The sequence below is a fragment of the Actinoplanes sp. NPDC048967 genome (assembly GCF_040649415.1).
Lineage (GTDB): Bacteria > Actinomycetota > Actinomycetes > Mycobacteriales > Micromonosporaceae > Actinoplanes.
In genome coordinates, this window is sequence record NZ_JBEZFL010000002.1 from 651,408 (window position 1) to 668,311 (window position 16,904).

The window sequence follows — 16,904 nt, forward strand, 5'->3', positions numbered from 1 at the left end:
CGCGAAGGGGGCATGACCGCCGCGACGCGCCGATAATGCGACACCGTCTCGCGCGCTGATCGTTAGAGATAGACCTTGCGCTGGTAGACGGCGTGCGCACCGGCGACCCGGTCGAGGAATAGTTTTCCGGAGCAGTGGTCGATCTCGTGTTGCAGGGCCCGCGCCTCGAACGCGTCGGTGGTCAGCCGCACCGGCTCACCCGTACCCGGAAGAACGGCCTCGACCACCACCCGGCCGGCGCGTTTCACGTCGCCGGTCAGGTCCGGCACGGACATGCAGCCCTCCCGGCCGGGCCGCCACCGGCTCGCCTCGACGACCCGGGCGTTGCACAGCACGAACGTGCCGTGCGCGGTCACCGTCTTCGGGTGCTCGGTCACGTCCACGACGAACACCTGCGCACCCACCCCGACCTGCGGCGCGGCCAGGCCGACGCAGCCGGGTGAGACCCGCATGGTGGCGACCAGGTCCGCGGCGAGCTGCACGATCGCCGGGTCGGCCGGGTCGACCTCGGCGCCGGCGCTGCTGAGCACGCCGGCCGGGGCGGTGACCACGGGCAGCACCTTGCCCTCGACGCCGAGCACGTCGGGCTTCCAGTCGGCCAGGGCGTCGCTCACAGGACGTCCGACTCGGCGCGGCGCAGGGTCACCTCGACGCCCAGCTCCTGCGCGGCCACGGCGAGGCGGGCAGCCAGGTCGTCGGCCGCGCCGGGCGGCACGTCGACCTCGGCGATCAGGACGTAGAGCGGGCCGGTCAGGCGGGTGGTGAGATCGGTGATGTTGCCGCCGGCGGCGGCGACCACCCGGGTGACGGCCGCGACGATCCCGAGCCGGTCGGCGCCGTGCACGCTGACCAGGTACGGCTCCCCGGCCGCGTCCGTGTCCGCCTCGGGAGCCACCGCCCGGACGGTCGCCAGCAGCCCGCTGAGCGGGGCCAGCGCCTTCTCCACATCGTCGGCGGCGGCGCCGGTGCAGATCAGGGTCATCGCGAAGTGTCCGCGCAACCGGGTCATGGTGGAGTCGGACAGGTTGGCCCCGACCCCGGCGAGCGCCTCGGAGACGTCGGCGACGATGCCGGTCCGGTCGGGACCGATGACGGTGATGGCAAGCTCGTTCACTCCGGCATCCTAAGCTGGTGCGGTTATGACGCTCGCCGACTCGGTCATCAAGTGGTACGACGCCAACGCCCGCGACCTGCCCTGGCGGGTCCCCGGCACCAGCGCCTGGGCGGTACTGGTCAGCGAGGTGATGCTGCAACAGACACCGGTGGTCCGGGTGACACCGGCCTGGCAGGCGTGGATGACACGCTGGCCGGAACCGGCGGCCCTGGCCGAGGATCCCCCGTCCGAGGCCATCCGGATGTGGGGCCGGCTGGGTTATCCGCGCCGGGCGATGCGGCTGCACGCGTGCGCGGTGGCCATCGTGGAACGCCACGGCGGGCAGGTACCGGACGACCTGGAGCAGCTGCTGGCGCTGCCGGGCGTGGGGATGTACACGGCCAGGGCGGTGGCGACTTTCGCGTACGGGCAGCGTCACCCGGTCGTGGACACCAACGTCCGCCGGGTCGTGTCCCGGGCGGTCGCCGGTGACCCGGACGCGGGACCGACCACGACGACGGCTGACCTGGCCGCGATGGCGGAGCTGCTGCCCATCGAGCCGGCCCGGGCGGCCCGGGCCAGCATCGCGTTCATGGAGCTGGGGGCGCTGATCTGCACGGCCCGCTCACCGCGCTGCCCGGACTGCCCGTTCGAGGCGGTGTGCGCGTGGCGGCAGAGCGGCGCCCCGGCGCCGGCGGGTCCGACCCGGCGTCCGCAGAAGTACGCGGGCACCGACCGGCAGGTCCGGGGTCTGCTGCTGGAGGTGCTGCGGCACTCGACCGGGCCGGTGCCCCGGCAGCGGCTGGACGCGGTCTGGGCGGACGAGGTGCAGCGGGCGCGGGCACTGTCCGGGCTGGTCACGGACGGGCTGGTCGAGCCGCTGGACTCCGACGCGGACCGGTTCGTTCTGGCCGGCGATCATCCACCCCGCTTCCCCCCGCTGACCTAGCCGCCCGGGGCCCGGCCGGGTCGTCGCCGGGCCGTGCAAAGCCGGGCCGTCCAAAGCCGGGCCGCCCAAAGCCGGGCCGTCCAAAGCCGGGCCGTCCAAAGCCGGGCCGCCCAAAGCCGGGCCGTCCGAAGCCGGGCCGTCCGAAGCCGGGCCGTCCGAAGCCGGGCCGTCCGAAGCCGGGCCGCACACGGCCGGCCGGCCGGCCGGGCGGGCGGCAGGGCGGCAGGGCGGGCGGCCGGGCGGCCGGAGCGGCAAGGCAGCCCGAACGGCAAGGCCGCCGGAGCGGCAAGGCAGCCGGAGCGGCAAGGCAGCCGGCAAGGCAGCCCGAACGGCAAGGCCGCCGGAGCAGCAAGGCCGCCGGAGCAGCAAGGCCGCCGGGCTGTTCACGCCGCGATGGCCGTCGCCAGGTCGGCCGGGAGCGGGTAAGGCCGTTCCGGCGGCAGCAAGGCCGGGTCGCGGGTGGACTGCACCCGGCGGGCCAGGTCGGTCACGTCCCGGATCGACACCGTCCACTCGTCCACGTACCGCGGTACGGCCTCGCCGCCCAGGCCGAGCTGCAGCGACCGGTACGGCAGCGCCCCGAGCTGCAGCGAACGCTCGGGGTCCCACTGCACCCGTACGGGACTGCGCCGCACCCGCCGTGACCATTCGGCGCGCGTTTCCCCGCTGCCGGTCTGGTAGTGGCTGATGCACGCGTGGGCCAGCGCCCACTCGAACCCGGCCCGGGTGATCTCCACGGCGAGGACGCGCTCCTGACCGGGCTTCTCGCCCCAGCCGCAGCGGTACATCATCCACAGGAACGACGGCTTGATCCACGTCATCCGGTCCCGCTTGAACGGGGCCACGAAGCGGCCGGCGCGTACGGCCGGGTCGGCGATCTCCGCGCGGTACGCCTGGTAGACGGTGATCGTGTCGGCTGTGTGGACCGCTCGGATCTGCCGTTGAGGTACCTGCATGCGGTTGATGATCGGCCGGGGCGCCGTACCGCGGCCAGTGAATAAACGCGGAACGGCCCGGCGCCGAAGCACCGGGCCGTTCCAGAAACCGTGCTGATTACTCCTCGGTCGCGGCCGCGCCGAGGTCGGCGGGCACCGCGTCGGGGACCGTGGCACCGCGGTCGGCGCCGGTGAAGGTCAGCTTCGACTTCTCGATGTTCTCCGGGTCGCCCTCGCAGTCCACCACCACGATCTGGCCGGGGCGCAGCTCGTTGAAGAGGATCTGCTCGGACAGGGTGTCCTCCAGCTCGCGCTGGATCGTCCGGCGCAGCGGCCGGGCGCCCAGAACCGGGTCGAAGCCCTTCTTCGCCAGGAACTTCTTCGCGTTGTCGGTCAGCTCGAGGCCCATGTCCTTGTTCTTGAGCTGGGTCTCGATCCGCGCGGTGAAGATGTCCACGATGTGCAGGATCTCGTCCTGGCGCAGCTGGTGGAAGACGATCGTGTCGTCGATGCGGTTGAGGAACTCCGGGCGGAAGTGCTGCTTCAGCTCGTCGTTGACCTTGACCTTCATCCGGTCGTAGTTGCTCTCCACGTCCTCGGACGCCTGGAAGCCCAGCGACACCGCCTTGGCCACGTCACGCGTGCCCAGGTTGGTGGTCAGGATGATCACCGTGTTCTTGAAGTCCACGATGCGGCCCTGACCGTCGGTGAGACGGCCGTCCTCCAGGATCTGCAGGAGCGTGTTGAACACGTCCGGGTGGGCCTTCTCGATCTCGTCGAAGAGGACCACGGAGAACGGCTTGCGGCGGACCTTCTCGGTCAGCTGGCCGCCCTCGTCGTAGCCCACGTAGCCGGGAGGGGCACCGACGAGGCGGGACACCGTGTACCGGTCGTGGAACTCGGACATGTCGAGCTGGATCAGCGCGTCCTCGGAGCCGAAGAGGAACTCGGCCAGCGCCTTGGAGAGCTCGGTCTTACCGACGCCCGAGGGGCCGGCGAAGATGAACGAGCCCGAGGGGCGCTTCGGGTCCTTCAGGCCGGCGCGGGTACGCCGGATCGCCTTCGAGACCGCCTTGACCGCGTCCTCCTGGCCGATGACCCGCTTGTGGAGCTCGTCCTCCATGCGGAGCAGCCGGGAGGTCTCCTCCTCGGTCAGCTTGTAGACCGGGATGCCGGTCCAGTTGCCGAGGACCTCGGCGATCTGCTCGTCGTCGACCTCGGAGACGACGTCGAGGTCGCCCGCCTTCCACTCCTTCTCCCGCTGCGCCTTCTGGCCCAGCAGCTGCTTCTCCTTGTCGCGCAGCTGCGCGGCCCGCTCGAAGTCCTGCGCGTCGATCGCGCTCTCCTTGTCGCGGCGGACCTGGGCGATGCGCTCGTCGAAGTCGCGGAGGTCCGGCGGCGCGGTCATCCGGCGGATGCGCATCCGGGCGCCGGCCTCGTCGATCAGGTCGATCGCCTTGTCCGGCAGGAAGCGGTCCGAGATGTACCGGTCGGCCAGCGTCGCCGCGGCCACCAGGGCGGCGTCGGTGATGCTGATCCGGTGGTGGGCCTCGTAGCGGTCCCGCAGGCCCTTGAGGATCTCGATGGTGTGGGCCAGCGACGGCTCACCCACCTGGATCGGCTGGAAGCGGCGCTCGAGCGCGGCATCCTTCTCGAGGTGCTTGCGGTATTCGTCAAGAGTGGTCGCACCGATGGTCTGCAGTTCACCACGCGCGAGCATGGGCTTCAGGATCGAGGCGGCGTCGATGGCGCCCTCGGCGGCACCCGCACCCACCAGGGTGTGGATCTCGTCGATGAACAGGATGATGTCGCCGCGGGTGCGGATCTCCTTGAGCACCTTCTTGAGGCGCTCCTCGAAGTCACCGCGGTAGCGGGAACCGGCGACGAGCGCGCCGAGGTCGAGCGTGTAGAGCTGCTTGTCCTTGAGCGTCTCGGGCACCTCGCCCTTGACGATGGACTGCGACAGCCCCTCGACGACGGCGGTCTTGCCGACGCCGGGCTCGCCGATCAGCACCGGGTTGTTCTTGGTACGGCGGGAGAGCACCTGCATGACCCGCTCGATTTCCTTCTCCCGGCCGATGACCGGGTCGAGCTTGCCCTCGCGGGCGGCCTGGGTCAGGTTGCGTCCGAACTGGTCGAGCACCAGGGACGTCGACGGGGCGGCCTCGCCCGCGGCGGCTCCGGCGGCGGCCGGCTCCTTGCCCTGGTAGCCGGAGAGCAGCTGGATGACCTGCTGACGGACCCGGTTGAGGTCGGCGCCGAGCTTGACCAGCACCTGGGCGGCGACGCCCTCGCCCTCACGGATCAGCCCGAGCAGGATGTGCTCCGTGCCGATGTAGTTGTGGCCGAGCTGCAGGGCCTCGCGCAGCGAGAGCTCCAGCACCTTCTTGGCCCGCGGCGTGAACGGGATGTGCCCGCTCGGCGCCTGCTGGCCCTGACCGATGATCTCCTCGACCTGCTGCCGGACACCCTCGAGGGAGATGCCGAGGCTCTCCAGAGCCTTCGCGGCAACGCCTTCGCCCTCGTGGATGAGACCGAGCAGGATGTGCTCTGTCCCGATGTAGTTGTGGTTGAGCATCCGGGCCTCTTCTTGGGCCAGGACGACAACCCGTCGCGCTCGGTCGGTGAACCGCTCGAACATGCCCTCGTGCTCCTCACGTGCCGTGCGCCAATGAACTGGCGGGGCCAGCGCACGGGTATCGGTGATACCTGTGCTCTCTCACTCTATCGCCGCCGGGAGACTCTGCTGGGCCCTCTAGCCCTCTGGGGACGTCCTGCGCCGATGTTCTCCCCAACTTCGCACGCTCAACGGCTGTTCCCCACCCTTGCGGAGTACGCGCACAGCGAAATCCCGCGCGCCCGAAGCTCCGTCCACAGCCTGTGGACAACGCTCGTCACCCCTGTGGATAACTTACGCAAGCTCGGCGAAGAGCGCGCGAAAAGCCGAAGGGTCCGTGACGCTCGCGCGCCCCGGACCCTTCGTCAGACCGATCGGCTCAGCGGCCGGGCCCCTTGGCGTGGAACTCGTCCACGATCTCCTGCGGGATCCGGCCCCGGTCGGAGATGTCCTTGCCGGCCTTCTTGGCCCACTCCCGGATGGCCTTGTTCTGCTCGCGGTCGGCGGTCGCCCCGCCGCGGCCGCGGGCGGCCCGGCCGCCGACGACGACCCCGCCGCGGGCGACCTTGGACCCCGCGCCCACGTACGGCGCGAAGATGTCGCGCAATTTCGCCGCGTTCGACTCGGACAGGTCGATCTCGTACTGAATGCCGTCGAGGGCGAACTTGACGGTCTCCTCGGCGTCACCGCCGTCGAGGTCATCGACCAGCTTGTGAATGATCTGCTTGGCCACGCGCCGTTATCCTTCCGAACACAGGTTCTCTGTTCACCCAATCCCCGTGAACAATAACGCCCGGGCCGCGTGATCCGTCAATGGCGGGCGGCCGATTGCCGCGGTGCCGATGTAAATCGTGTCCCGGTACGCCCTACTCCGGGCGTACCAAGGGGAACAGGATCGTTTCCCGAATGCCCAGCCCGGTGAGCGCCATCAGAAGCCGGTCGATTCCCATTCCCATGCCACCGGCGGGCGGCATTCCGTACTCCATCGCGCGCAGGAAATCCTCGTCGAGCTGCATTGCCTCGGCGTCGCCGCCGGCGGCCAGCAACGACTGCGCGACCAGGCGCTCGCGCTGCACCACCGGGTCGACCAGCTCCGAGTACGCGGTGGCCAGCTCGAATCCCATGACGTAGAGGTCCCACTTCTCCGTCAGGCCGGGCTCGGAGCGGTGCGCCCGGGTCAGCGGCGTCGTCTCCTCGGGATAGTCGCGCACGAAGGTCGGCTGCTGCAGGGTGTGCTGTACGAGGTGCTCGAAGAGTTCCTCGGCGAGCTTGCCCGGGCCCCACTTCGGGTCGACGGAAAGGTCATGCTTTTCGGCATACCGCTGCAGGCTCGCCAGATCTGTGCGGACGGTCACTTCTTCACCGAGCGCCTCGGACAGAGAACCGAAGAGCGTCACCGAACGCCACTCGCCGCCGAGGTCCAACTCGGTGCCGTCGAAGTGCGTCACGATGTGTGAGCCGGCGGTTGCGTTCGCGGCCTCCTGAATCCACTCACGTACCTGCTGCTGCATGACGTTGTAGTCGGCATACGCCTGGTACGCCTCGAGCATCGCGAACTCCGGCGAGTGCGTGGAATCCATGCCCTCATTGCGGAAGTTGCGGTTGATCTCGAAGACCCGTTCGATGCCGCCGACCACGGCCCGCTTCAAAAAGAGTTCCGGAGCGATACGCAGATAGAGATCTATGTCGAGTGCGTTGCTGTGCGTCACAAACGGGCGCGCGGTGGCCCCGCCGTGCAGCAACTGCAACATCGGCGTCTCCACTTCGAGATAATTGCGCGCGAACAGGGACTCGCGGAGGCTGCGTACCGCGGTCGCCCGGGTCCGGACCATCTCCCGGGCCTGCGGGCGCACGATCAGGTCGACATAGCGCTGCCGGACCCGGGTCTCCTCGCTCAGCGGGCGGTGCGCGACCGGCAGCGGGCGCAGGGCCTTGGCGGTCATCGTCCAGGACGAGGCGAGCACGGAGAGCTCACCCCGGCGGCTGGTGATCACCTCGCCGGTGATGCCGACCAGGTCACCCAGGTCGACCAGGCGCTTCCACTGCTCGAGGGCCTCGGCGCCGACCTTGTCGAGCGACAGCATGGCCTGCAGCTCGGTGCCGTCACCGTCGCGGAGCGTGGCAAAGCAGAGCTTGCCGCCGTTGCGGACGAAGATCACCCGGCCGGTGATCCCGACCGTGTCGCCGGAGGCGGTGTCGGTGGCCAGCTCGGCGTACTTCTCGCGGATCTCGGCGAGCGTCGCGGTGCGCTCGAAACCGACCGGGTACGGCTCGACGCCCTCGGCCAGCAGCCGGTCCCGCTTCGACCGGCGGACCCGCATCTGCTCGGGTAGGTCCTCGGCGGGGTCAACGGCTGGGGCGTTCTGCTCGGTCACGGCATGACTCTCTGTCGGGGTTCGGGTTGCGGACGAGCCTACTAAGGCCGGTTCAGACGTTCCGCTCATATACCATCCGCAGCCCGATCAGCGTGATCATCGGCTCGTGCGCGGTGATCGTCCGGCAGGCGTCCTTGACCAGCCAGGCCAGGCCGCCGGTGGCGATGACCGAGCGTACCGACCCGATCTCGGCGGTCATCAGCTCGACGATCCGGTCCACCTGGCCGGCCACGCCGTAGTAGAGGCCGGACTGCAGGCACTCCACCGTGTTCTTGCCGATCACCGAGCGGGGCTTGGCCGGCTCGACCTTGCGCAGCTGGGCGGCCCGGGCGGCCAGCGCGTCGAAGGAGATCTCGATGCCCGGCGCGAACGCCCCGCCCAGGAACTCGCCGCGTGCGCTGATCACGTCGAAGTTGGTGGTGGTACCGAAATCGACCACGATCGAGGGACCACCGTAGAGGGCGTGCGCGGCCAGCGTGTTGACCACCCGGTCCGCGCCGACCTCCTTCGGGTTGTCGATGGCCAGCTGCACCCCGGTCTTCACGCCCGGCTCGACGATCACATTGGGCAGGTCGCCGTAGTAGCGCCCGAGCATCGTCCGCAGTGATCGCAGCGCCGCCGGCACCGTCGAGCAGGCGGCCACCCCGGTGATCTCCACCGCGTCGCCGGCGAGCAGGCCACGGAACATCAACCCGAGCTCGTCGGCGGTGGACCGGGCATCGGTCTTGATCCGCCAGTTGTGGACGATCTTGTCGCCGTCGAAGGTGGCCAGAACAGTGTTGGTGTTTCCGATGTCAATGCAGAGAAGCATCAAAATCCCGATCGATCGAAGGTACGGGCGTCGGGCTCCACAACCGCAGCACCGGCGACTACACCACACCAGTCTTGGTCACGCCGGCCGGGCCGCCCCGCCGGGCGGCCCAAGCTCTCAACGGGGGCGGAGGTCCAGGGCGATGTCCAGGATCGGGGACGAGTGGGTCAGCGCGCCGACCGAGAGATAGTCCACGCCCGTGCCGCCGTAGGCCCCGACCGTCTCCAGGGTCAGATTGCCGGTCGCCTCCAGCTCGGCCCGGTCGCCGACCGCGGCCACCACCTCGCGCAGCAGCTCCGGCGTCATGTTGTCGCAGAGCAGGAAGTCCGCGCCGGCCTCGACCGCCTCCCGGGCCTCGGCCAGCGTGGTCACCTCGACCTGCACCGGTACGCCCGGGAAGGTCGAGCGGACCAGGCGGTAGGCCGCCGTGATGCTGCCGGCCGCGAGCTTGTGGTTGTCCTTGATCATGGCCACGTCGTACAGGCCCATGCGCTTGTTGGTGCCGCCGCCGACGCGGACCGCGTACTTCTCCAGCGCGCGCAGGCCCGGGGTGGTCTTGCGGGTGTCCAGCACCGTCGCCTTGGTGCCGGCCAGCTCGTCCGCCCACTTGCGGGTGTGGGTGGCCACACCGGACATCCGGCAGAGCAGGTTCAGGGCGGTGCGCTCCGCGGTCAGCAGCGAACGGGTCGGGCCGGTCACCACGGCGAGGACGTCGCCGCGGACGACCCGGGTGCCCTCCTCGATCCGCTGGTCGAAGGTGGCCGTACCGCCGGAGGTGGCCGCGAAGACCTGGGCCGCGACCGGCAGGCCGGCCACGACGCCGGGCGCGCGGGCCACCAGCTCGGCCGTGTCGACCTGGTCGCCCGGGATGGTCGCCTCGCTGGTCACGTCGCGCGGCGGGTCACCGAGGTCCTCGGCCAGCGCCGTGTAGACGACCCGCTCCACCTCAGCCAGGTCCAGCCCCACCGTGCGGTCCGTCATGCCATCTCCTCGAAGGTCTGGGTGATCGCACCCTTGGCGTCGATCGCGTCCAGCAGGTGCCCGCGCCACTCGTCCAGGGCGTTCGGATAGTCCTCGCGCCAGTGGCAGCCGCGCGTCTCCCGGCGTTCGGCCGCCGAGGCCACCAGGGTGGCCGCGACGGTCAGCAGGTTGGTGGCCTCCCAGGCCGCGTTGTGCGGGGTGCCGCGCTGCTCGCCGAGGCGGGCCAGCTCCTTCGCCGTGGCGGCGAGCGAGTCGGCCGAGCGCAGCACGCCGGCCCCGCGGGTCATCGCCCGCTGCAGGTCGCCGCGGATCGCCGGGGCGACGACCCAGCCGGGCTCGCCGGTCGGGGCCACCGGATCGGCCTGCGGGGGCAGCTCGGCCACGATGTCGTCGGCAATGCGTCGCGAGAAGACCAGGCCCTCCAGCAGCGAGTTGCTGGCCAGCCGGTTCGCGCCGTGCACACCCGTGCAGGCCACTTCGCCGCAGGCGTACAGGCCGGGGATGGAGGTGCGGCCGCGCAGGTCGGTGCGGACGCCACCGGAGGCGTAGTGGGCCGCCGGGGCGACCGGGATGAGCTCCGTGGCCGGATCGACGCCGGCCGCCCGGGTGGACGCCACGATCGTCGGGAACCGCTGCTCCAGGAACTCCTTGCCCAGGTGCCGCGCGTCCAGGAAGACATGGTCGGCCCCGGTGGCCCGCAGCACCCGGTGGATGCCCTTGGCCACCACGTCGCGCGGGGCCAGCTCGGCCAGCTCGTGCTGGCCGACCATGAACCGCTTGCCGGTCTCGTCGACCAGGTGGGCGCCCTCGCCGCGCAGCGCCTCGGAGATCAGCGGCCGCTGCACCGAGGTCACCCCGGCGGTCATGAACGACGTCGGGTGGAACTGGACGAACTCCACGTCGGTGACCCGGGCTCCGGCACGCAGAGCCAGCGCCACGCCGTCGCCGGTGGAGACGGCCGGGTTGGTGGTGGAGGCGAAGATCTGGCCCATGCCGCCGGTGGCCAGCACGACCGCGCGGGCCAGGATCGCGCCGACACCGTCCTCGCTGCCCTCACCGAGCACGTGCAGGGTGATGCCGCAGGCGCGGCCATCGGCGGCGCGCAGCAGGTCCAGCACCAGGGCGTGCTCGACCAGGCGGATCCACGGGTCGCGGTGCACCGCCTCGTGCAAAGCCCGCTGCACCTCGGCACCGGTGGCGTCGCCGCCCGCGTGCACGATCCGGTCGGCGCGGTGCCCGCCCTCGCGGGTCAGCATCAGTGAGCCGTCGGCGTTGCGGTCGAACTCCGCGCCCATTCGCATCAGCTCGCGGATCCGGGCCGGGCCCTCCTCGACCAGGACGCGTACGGCTGCGGGGTCGCACAGGCCGACCCCGGCGATCTCGGTGTCGAACGCGTGGGCCTCGGGGGTGTCCAGCGGGTCGAGCACGGCCGCGATGCCGCCCTGGGCCCAGCGCGTCGAACCGTCATCGATGTTGACCTTGGTGACGACGGTGACGTGCAAGCCCGCCTCGCGCAGGTGCAGGGCGGCGGTCAGGCCCGCGACGCCGGAGCCGACCACCAGCACGTCGGTGGTCTCGGTCCAGCCGGGCTCGGCGGCGGCCAGACGGCGGGGTAGCGCCGGAAGGTCGGCAAGATGCGACATGCGCTCAGTCAACATCGCGCGGGCGCGGAAATCACGGGCGGGGCGGTAAGAAGTGCCGGGCGTTACTGGTACTGGACCGGCATGGCCTTGCCGCCCTTGCTCTTCAGCGAGGACGTGAGGGTCGTCGCGTCCAGCCACAGGTAGCAGCGCACCCCGCGGTCGCCCAGTTCCCAGACGTCGTTCCCGCCCGGCAGCGAGATCACGCCGGCGCGGAACTGCAGGTCGTCGTCGTCCGGTACGCCGACGTAGGAGGCGATCCGGCTGCGGCACCCGTCGTGGAACTTGTCCCACTGCTCGGTGGTCCGCGGATAGCCGACGTTGCCGGCGTCCCAGATGCCCACGAACTCCGCGTTGTGTTTGGCCGAGCACTCCCGGGCCGGCATCGTGCTGATTTTGCCGTCCTTGTCGAGCAGCACGCTGTAGCAGGTCAGCAGCAGCGGCGAAGCGGGCTCGTCGAGCGCCCCGCGCAAACTGCCGACCCGCTGCACCAGGCCGCCGTCGTCCTCGACCGAGCTGCTCACCAGCACCTCGCAGCGGTACCACCGGGCGCCCCCGGTCCAGGCGGCCCGGGTCGGCTGGGTCACCCCGATCCAGAGCCGGGCGGTGCGCCACGGCCCGCCCACGTACGCCGTGGTCTTGGCATCGCAGTTCTGGTACGCCGCCCGCGCCCCCGCCGAGTCCTGCGCCGGCGGTTCGGACGCCTCGGCGGCCGGGCTGGGGTACGTGCCGACGTACACGGTCTCGGTGCGGTGCTTGAGCTTGCAGTCGACTTCCTCGTACGTCGACCGGGGCCCGGACGTCGTGAAGTTGGCCAGGTGGCACGTCTCCGCGGCCGGGGTGAAGCCGGTCGGTACGCCGATCGCCGCCCAGCCGTCGGTGAGGTCCCCGTCGACGCCGGCCGGATTGCCGCACCCGGCGGCGAGGGCCAGCGTGAGCAGGCTCAGCGCCGCCGCGACCGGCCACCGCCGCGCACGGCGCAGCCGGGGCAGGTGTCGCATGAACCGAGCCTCCCGAGAGCCGGCCGATGTCCGATTTGTCGATCATAGGGCAATCGACCCGACCGGTACGGCGGCTTGGCGGAGAACCCCGGTCAGCCGGCCAGCAGGGCGCCGTCCGCGCGTACGGGATCACCGGCCATGCCGTCCGCGACCGCGGCCGGATCCGCGCCCAACTCGATGATCTTGTTGGCCGCGTCCACGTGCACGACCCGCGGCCGGTACGACCGGGCCTCAGCGTCGGTCAGCTGCCCGTACGAGATCAGAATGACCAGGTCACCGGGGTGCACCAGGTGCGCGGCAGCGCCGTTGATGCCGATGACGCCCGTGCCGCGCTCGCCCGGGATCACGTACGTCTCCAGCCGCGCGCCGTTGGTCACGTCGACGATCGCGACCTGCTCGCCGGCCAGCAGGTCGGCCGCCTCCATCAGGTCGAGGTCCACGGTCACCGAGCCCACGTAGTGCAGGTCGGCCTGGGTGACCGTGGCCCGGTGGATCTTGGACTTGAGCATGGTGCGGATCATCGAGCGGCCTTTCCCAGCAGGACCGGAACGTTGTCGATCAGCCGGGTGCTGCCGACCTTGGCCGCGACGAGCAGCCGCGCGGGCCCGTCGGCGGGCGCCGGGCCGAGCAGCGGGTCGGTCAGTGCGAGGTAGTCGACCTGCACGCCGGGCTCGTCGGCGAGGATCTTGCCGGCCGCCTCGAGCACGCTCTGCGCGTCCGTCTGCGCGGCCCCCTCCCGCAGGGCGTGCGACAGCGTCAGCGCCGCCACCCGCTGCTCCGCCGACAGGTAGCGGTTGCGGCTGGACAGCGCCAGACCGTCGGCCTCGCGGACCGTGGGGACGCCGACGATCTCGACGCCGATCTCCAGGTCCTTGACCATCCGGGTGATCAGGGCCAGCTGCTGGAAGTCCTTCTCGCCGAAGAACGCCAGGTCGGCCCGGGTCAGCAGGAGCAGCTTGGCGACCACGGTGAGCATCCCGGAGAAGTGCCCCGGGCGGCTGGCGCCCTCGAGGATCTCGCCCATCGCGCCGGCGTTGAGCGTCACCTGCGGCGTGCCGCCCGGATACATCTCGTCCCGGTCCGGGGCGAACACCACGTCGACCTGCTCGGCCCGGCACGCCTCGACGTCGGCGGCCAGGGTGCGCGGGTACTTGTCGAAGTCCTCGTTCGGCCCGAACTGCAACGGGTTCACGAACACCGTGACGATGACGAAGTCGCCCCGCTCCCGGGCGACGCGCATCAGCTGCCGGTGCCCCTCGTGCAGGGCACCCATGGTCATCACGACGGCGACCCGGCCGGGCGCGGCGGCACGGACGGCGGCCAGCTCGGCCCGGGTGTGGATGAGCGCGGTCATGAAGGACTCCCTACGGTCGCCTGGGCGAGAACATCCATCAACAGCGTCGCGTCCTGCGGCCGCAGCCGCCCGGCGGCGATGGCCCGGTCGGCGGTGCGCCGGGCGAGGGCGAGATACGCCGGTACGGACTCCGGCGCGATCCGGCTCAGGTGCTTGGCCACGGTGCCCGCGTCACCCCGCGACACCGGCCCGGTCAGCGCGGCATCACCCAGGCTCAGTGCGTTGTCCAAGGCCGCGTGCAGCAACGGCGACAGCACGGCCCCGGGGTGCTCGACACCGGCCGCGCGCAGCAGGTCGGCGGCCTCGTTGACCAGCGTGACCAGGTGGTTCGCGCCGTGCGCGAGGGCCGCGTGGTAGAGCGGGCGGGCATCCTCGGCGATCCACTCCGGCACCCCGCCCAGGTCGGTGACCAGCCGCGCGGCGAATGCCCGGTCGCGGGCGGTGACGCCCCAGGCGATGCCGGGCAGCCGGTCGAGGTCGGTGTCGGCGCCGGTGAAGGTCATCGCCGGGTGCAGCGCGAGGCCGTCGCGATCACCGAGGACCGCCAGGCCGTGGGCGCCCGAGGTGTGCGCCACGACCGTGCCGGAGCCCAGCGAGCCGGTCGCGACCAGGCCGGACACGACGGCGGCGAGGTGGTCGTCCGGAACGGCGAGCAGCAGCAGATCGGTGGCGGCCCGGGCGACCTCGTCGGCGGGCAGGATCGCGGCCTGCGGCAGGAGGCGCTGGGCGCGCTCCCGCGAGGCGGCGGAGACGGCAGCCGCGGCGACGATCCGGTGCCCGGCGTCCGCCAGAGCGGCACCGAGGACGGCACCCACCCGGCCGGCTCCGACCACACCCACGACCAGGGGGCGAGCGCGCTTTCCGGCGCGCGGCACAGCGCTCATAGAAAGATCCAGTCCTCGTGATGGGGTACCGGTCGATCGCAAGTATGCGCCGATGTAACACGCTCGTGACAAGGGCGTGTGAACAACTGCACCGGCCGTTTAGGCCTAGATTGGCAAGCGTGACGAGCCTGGGATGGCGAGCGGCGATGACCACCGCCCTGTACGGACCGGGCGGCTTCTTCACCCGGGCCACCGAGGGCCCCGCGGACCACTTCCGGACCAGCGTGCACGCCTCCCCGCTGTTCGCCCGGGCCCTGCTGCGACTGATCAGCGAGGTCGACGCCGCGCTGGGCCGCCCGGCCACCCTCGACGTCGTCGACGTGGGCGCCGGTCGCGGCGAACTGCTCGCCGCCCTGCACGCCCTGCTCGACACCGACCCTGCGCACGGCCTGGCCCACCGGATCCGCTTCGCCGGGGTCGAGGTCGCCGCCCGGCCGGCGGGCCTGCCGGCCGACATCTCCTGGCAGCGGTACGTGCCCGAGCAGGTCACCGGGATGCTGCTGGCCACCGAATGGCTGGACAACGTGCCGCTGGACGTGGCCGAGGTCGACACCGAGGGCCGGGCCCGGCGGGTGCTGGTCGACCCGGCCACCGGCGCGGAGCTGCTCGGTCCCGACGTGGACGCGGCCGACCGGTTCTGGCTGAGCCGCTGGTGGCCGGCGGCCCGGCCCGGCGACCGGATCGAACTGGGCTGGCCCCGCGACGTCGCCTGGGCGGACGCGGTCGCGGCGGTCCGGCGGGGTTGCGCCCTCGCGATCGACTACGGGCACGTGCGCTCGGCGCGGCCACCGCTGGGCACCCTGACCGGGTACCGGGACGGACGGCAGGTGCCACCCCGGCCGGACGGCAGCACCGACGTGACCGCCCACGTGGCTGTCGACTCGGCCGCGGCGGCTGCCGGGACGGCGTACCGGATCATCAGTCAGCGGGCCGCCCTGCGCGGCCTCGGGATCGGCGGCGGCCGGCCACCGCTGGACCTGGCCCGCAGCGACCCGGCGGCCTACCTGCGGGCACTGAGCTCGGCCGGCGCCGCCGGCGAACTGATCGACCCGGCCGGGCTGGGCGGGCACTGGTGGCTGCTGCACGAGGTGGGCATCGAGCTCCGTGGGACGATGCTGGCATGAGCGACCTCCGGGAGATGACGGTCGGCACGGGGTCCGGTCTGGACACGGCCGACATGGTGCTCAACATCGGCCCCCAGCACCCGTCCACGCACGGCGTGCTGCGGCTCAAGCTCACCCTCGACGGCGAACGCGTGACGTCCTGCGAGCCGATCGTCGGCTACATGCACCGCGGCGCCGAGAAACTCTTCGAGGTGCGCGACTACCGGCAGATCATCGTCCTGGCCAACCGGCACGACTGGCTGTCGGCGTTCTCCAACGAGCTGGGCGTCGCCCTGGCCGTGGAACGCCTCATGGGCATCGAGGTGCCCGAACGCGCGACCTGGCTGCGAATGGCGCTCGCCGAGCTGAACCGGGTGCTGAACCACCTGATGTTCCTCGGCTCGTACCCGCTGGAGATCGGCGCGATCACCCCGATGTTCTACGCGTTCCGCGAGCGGGAGACGCTGCAGGCCGTGATGGAGGAGGTCTCCGGCGGCCGCATCCACTACATGTTCAACCGCGTCGGCGGCCTCAAGGAGGAGGTCCCGGCGGGCTGGACGTCCCGGGCCCGTACGGCGATCGACGAGGTGCGCCGCCGGATGCCGGACATCGACCGGCTGATCCGGCGCAACGACATCTTCCTGGCCCGCACGGTCGGCGTGGGCGTACTGACCGCGGAACAGGCGGCGGCGTACGGCGCCTCCGGCCCGGTGGCCAGAGCCAGCGGCCTCGACCTGGACCTGCGGCGCGACGAGCCGTACCTGGCGTACGACCAGTTGGACGTGCCCGTGGTGACCCGGGCGGCCGGCGACTGCCACGCCCGCTTCGAGGTGCTGCTGGACCAGGTGTATGTGTCCCTGGACCTGGCGCAGGCCTGCCTGGACCGGGTGGACCAGCTCAGCGGTCCGGTCAACGTGCGCCTGCCGAAGGTGGTCAAGGCGCCGGAGGGCCACACGTACGCGTGGACGGAGAACCCGCTCGGCATCAACGGCTACTACCTGGTGTCCCGAGGCGAGAAAACCCCGTGGCGCCTCAAACTGCGTACGGCCTCGTACGCCAACGTCCAGGCGCTGGCGACGCTGATCCCCGGCTGCCTGGTGCCGGACCTGATCGCGATCCTGGGGTCGATGTTCTTCGTGGTCGGCGACATCGACAAGTAGC

Annotated in this window: 16 protein-coding genes; 3 read left to right on the forward strand and 13 right to left on the reverse strand. The window is 71.4% G+C overall.

Translation table 11 applies throughout. The features are described from left to right. Positions 1–62: 62 nt before the first annotated feature. Both AB0C12_RS09775 and AB0C12_RS09780 read right to left on the reverse strand, forming a co-directional pair. Positions 63–614, reverse strand: coding sequence for a peptide deformylase (locus AB0C12_RS09775; RefSeq protein ID WP_360546062.1), 552 nt, complete (start codon positions 612–614; stop codon positions 63–65). Continuing rightward, positions 611–1,114, reverse strand: a complete 504-nt coding sequence (locus AB0C12_RS09780; RefSeq protein ID WP_360546064.1) for an ACT domain-containing protein — start codon at positions 1,112–1,114, stop codon at positions 611–613. Before AB0C12_RS09780 ends, AB0C12_RS09775 begins: the two co-directional genes overlap by 4 nt. Before the next feature lie 25 nt (positions 1,115–1,139). Here AB0C12_RS09780 and AB0C12_RS09785 point away from each other — a divergent pair, with 25 nt between their 5' ends. Further along, the gene (locus AB0C12_RS09785; RefSeq protein WP_360546066.1) at positions 1,140–2,042 is read left to right on the forward strand and encodes an A/G-specific adenine glycosylase; all 903 of its coding nucleotides are present in this window, start codon (positions 1,140–1,142) and stop codon (positions 2,040–2,042) included. A gap of 383 nt (positions 2,043–2,425) precedes the next feature. On the opposite strand, the gene AB0C12_RS09790 is transcribed toward AB0C12_RS09785, so the two are convergent. From AB0C12_RS09790 to AB0C12_RS09840, 11 genes are all read right to left on the reverse strand, one after another. After that, positions 2,426–2,998, reverse strand: a complete 573-nt coding sequence (locus AB0C12_RS09790; protein ID WP_360546068.1) for a DUF4291 domain-containing protein — start codon at positions 2,996–2,998, stop codon at positions 2,426–2,428. Positions 2,999–3,095: 97 nt separating this feature from the next. Continuing rightward, entirely contained in the window at positions 3,096–5,618 is a 2,523-nt protein-coding gene (locus tag AB0C12_RS09795) for an ATP-dependent Clp protease ATP-binding subunit (protein WP_360546070.1), read from the reverse strand. Between the two features lie 355 nt (positions 5,619–5,973). Then, positions 5,974–6,327, reverse strand: coding sequence for an Lsr2 family protein (locus tag AB0C12_RS09800; RefSeq protein ID WP_212987871.1), 354 nt, complete (start codon positions 6,325–6,327; stop codon positions 5,974–5,976). Between the two features lie 133 nt (positions 6,328–6,460). Further along, positions 6,461–7,969 (reverse strand): lysine--tRNA ligase, encoded by a 1,509-nt coding sequence (gene lysS / locus AB0C12_RS09805; protein ID WP_360547094.1) that lies wholly within the window; start codon positions 7,967–7,969, stop codon positions 6,461–6,463. Between the two features lie 52 nt (positions 7,970–8,021). Next, positions 8,022–8,780 (reverse strand): type III pantothenate kinase, encoded by a 759-nt coding sequence (locus AB0C12_RS09810; protein WP_360546072.1) that lies wholly within the window; start codon positions 8,778–8,780, stop codon positions 8,022–8,024. Positions 8,781–8,897: 117 nt separating this feature from the next. Next, positions 8,898–9,761 carry a carboxylating nicotinate-nucleotide diphosphorylase gene (gene nadC, locus AB0C12_RS09815; protein ID WP_360546074.1) on the reverse strand — a complete coding sequence of 288 codons (864 nt, stop codon included), beginning with the start codon at positions 9,759–9,761 and terminating at the stop codon, positions 8,898–8,900. Beyond that, the gene (locus AB0C12_RS09820; protein WP_360546076.1) at positions 9,758–11,404 is read right to left on the reverse strand and encodes an L-aspartate oxidase; all 1,647 of its coding nucleotides are present in this window, start codon (positions 11,402–11,404) and stop codon (positions 9,758–9,760) included. The genes nadC and AB0C12_RS09820 overlap by 4 nt, the downstream gene beginning before the upstream one ends. Positions 11,405–11,466: 62 nt before the next feature. Further along, positions 11,467–12,402, reverse strand: coding sequence for a septum formation family protein (locus tag AB0C12_RS09825; RefSeq protein ID WP_360546078.1), 936 nt, complete (start codon positions 12,400–12,402; stop codon positions 11,467–11,469). Positions 12,403–12,494: 92 nt separating this feature from the next. Then, positions 12,495–12,923, reverse strand: coding sequence for an aspartate 1-decarboxylase (gene panD, locus AB0C12_RS09830; RefSeq protein ID WP_360546080.1), 429 nt, complete (start codon positions 12,921–12,923; stop codon positions 12,495–12,497). Beyond that, entirely contained in the window at positions 12,920–13,756 is an 837-nt protein-coding gene (gene panC / locus AB0C12_RS09835) for a pantoate--beta-alanine ligase (protein WP_360546082.1), read from the reverse strand. Before panC ends, panD begins: the two co-directional genes overlap by 4 nt. Continuing rightward, on the reverse strand, positions 13,753–14,640 hold the full coding sequence (locus AB0C12_RS09840; protein ID WP_360546084.1) for a Rossmann-like and DUF2520 domain-containing protein: 888 nt from the start codon (positions 14,638–14,640) through the stop codon (positions 13,753–13,755). Before AB0C12_RS09840 ends, panC begins: the two co-directional genes overlap by 4 nt. 146 nt (positions 14,641–14,786) lie before the next feature. On the opposite strand from AB0C12_RS09840, the gene AB0C12_RS09845 reads away from it, so the two are divergent. Both AB0C12_RS09845 and AB0C12_RS09850 read left to right on the forward strand, forming a co-directional pair. Beyond that, a complete protein-coding gene (locus AB0C12_RS09845; RefSeq protein ID WP_360547096.1) occupies positions 14,787–15,764 on the forward strand; it encodes an SAM-dependent methyltransferase in 978 nt (325 codons plus the stop codon). Next, positions 15,761–16,903: an NADH-quinone oxidoreductase subunit D gene (locus tag AB0C12_RS09850; RefSeq protein ID WP_360546086.1), complete on the forward strand. Its 1,143-nt coding sequence runs from the start codon at positions 15,761–15,763 to the stop codon at positions 16,901–16,903. The genes AB0C12_RS09845 and AB0C12_RS09850 overlap by 4 nt, the downstream gene beginning before the upstream one ends. Position 16,904 lies beyond the last annotated feature (1 nt).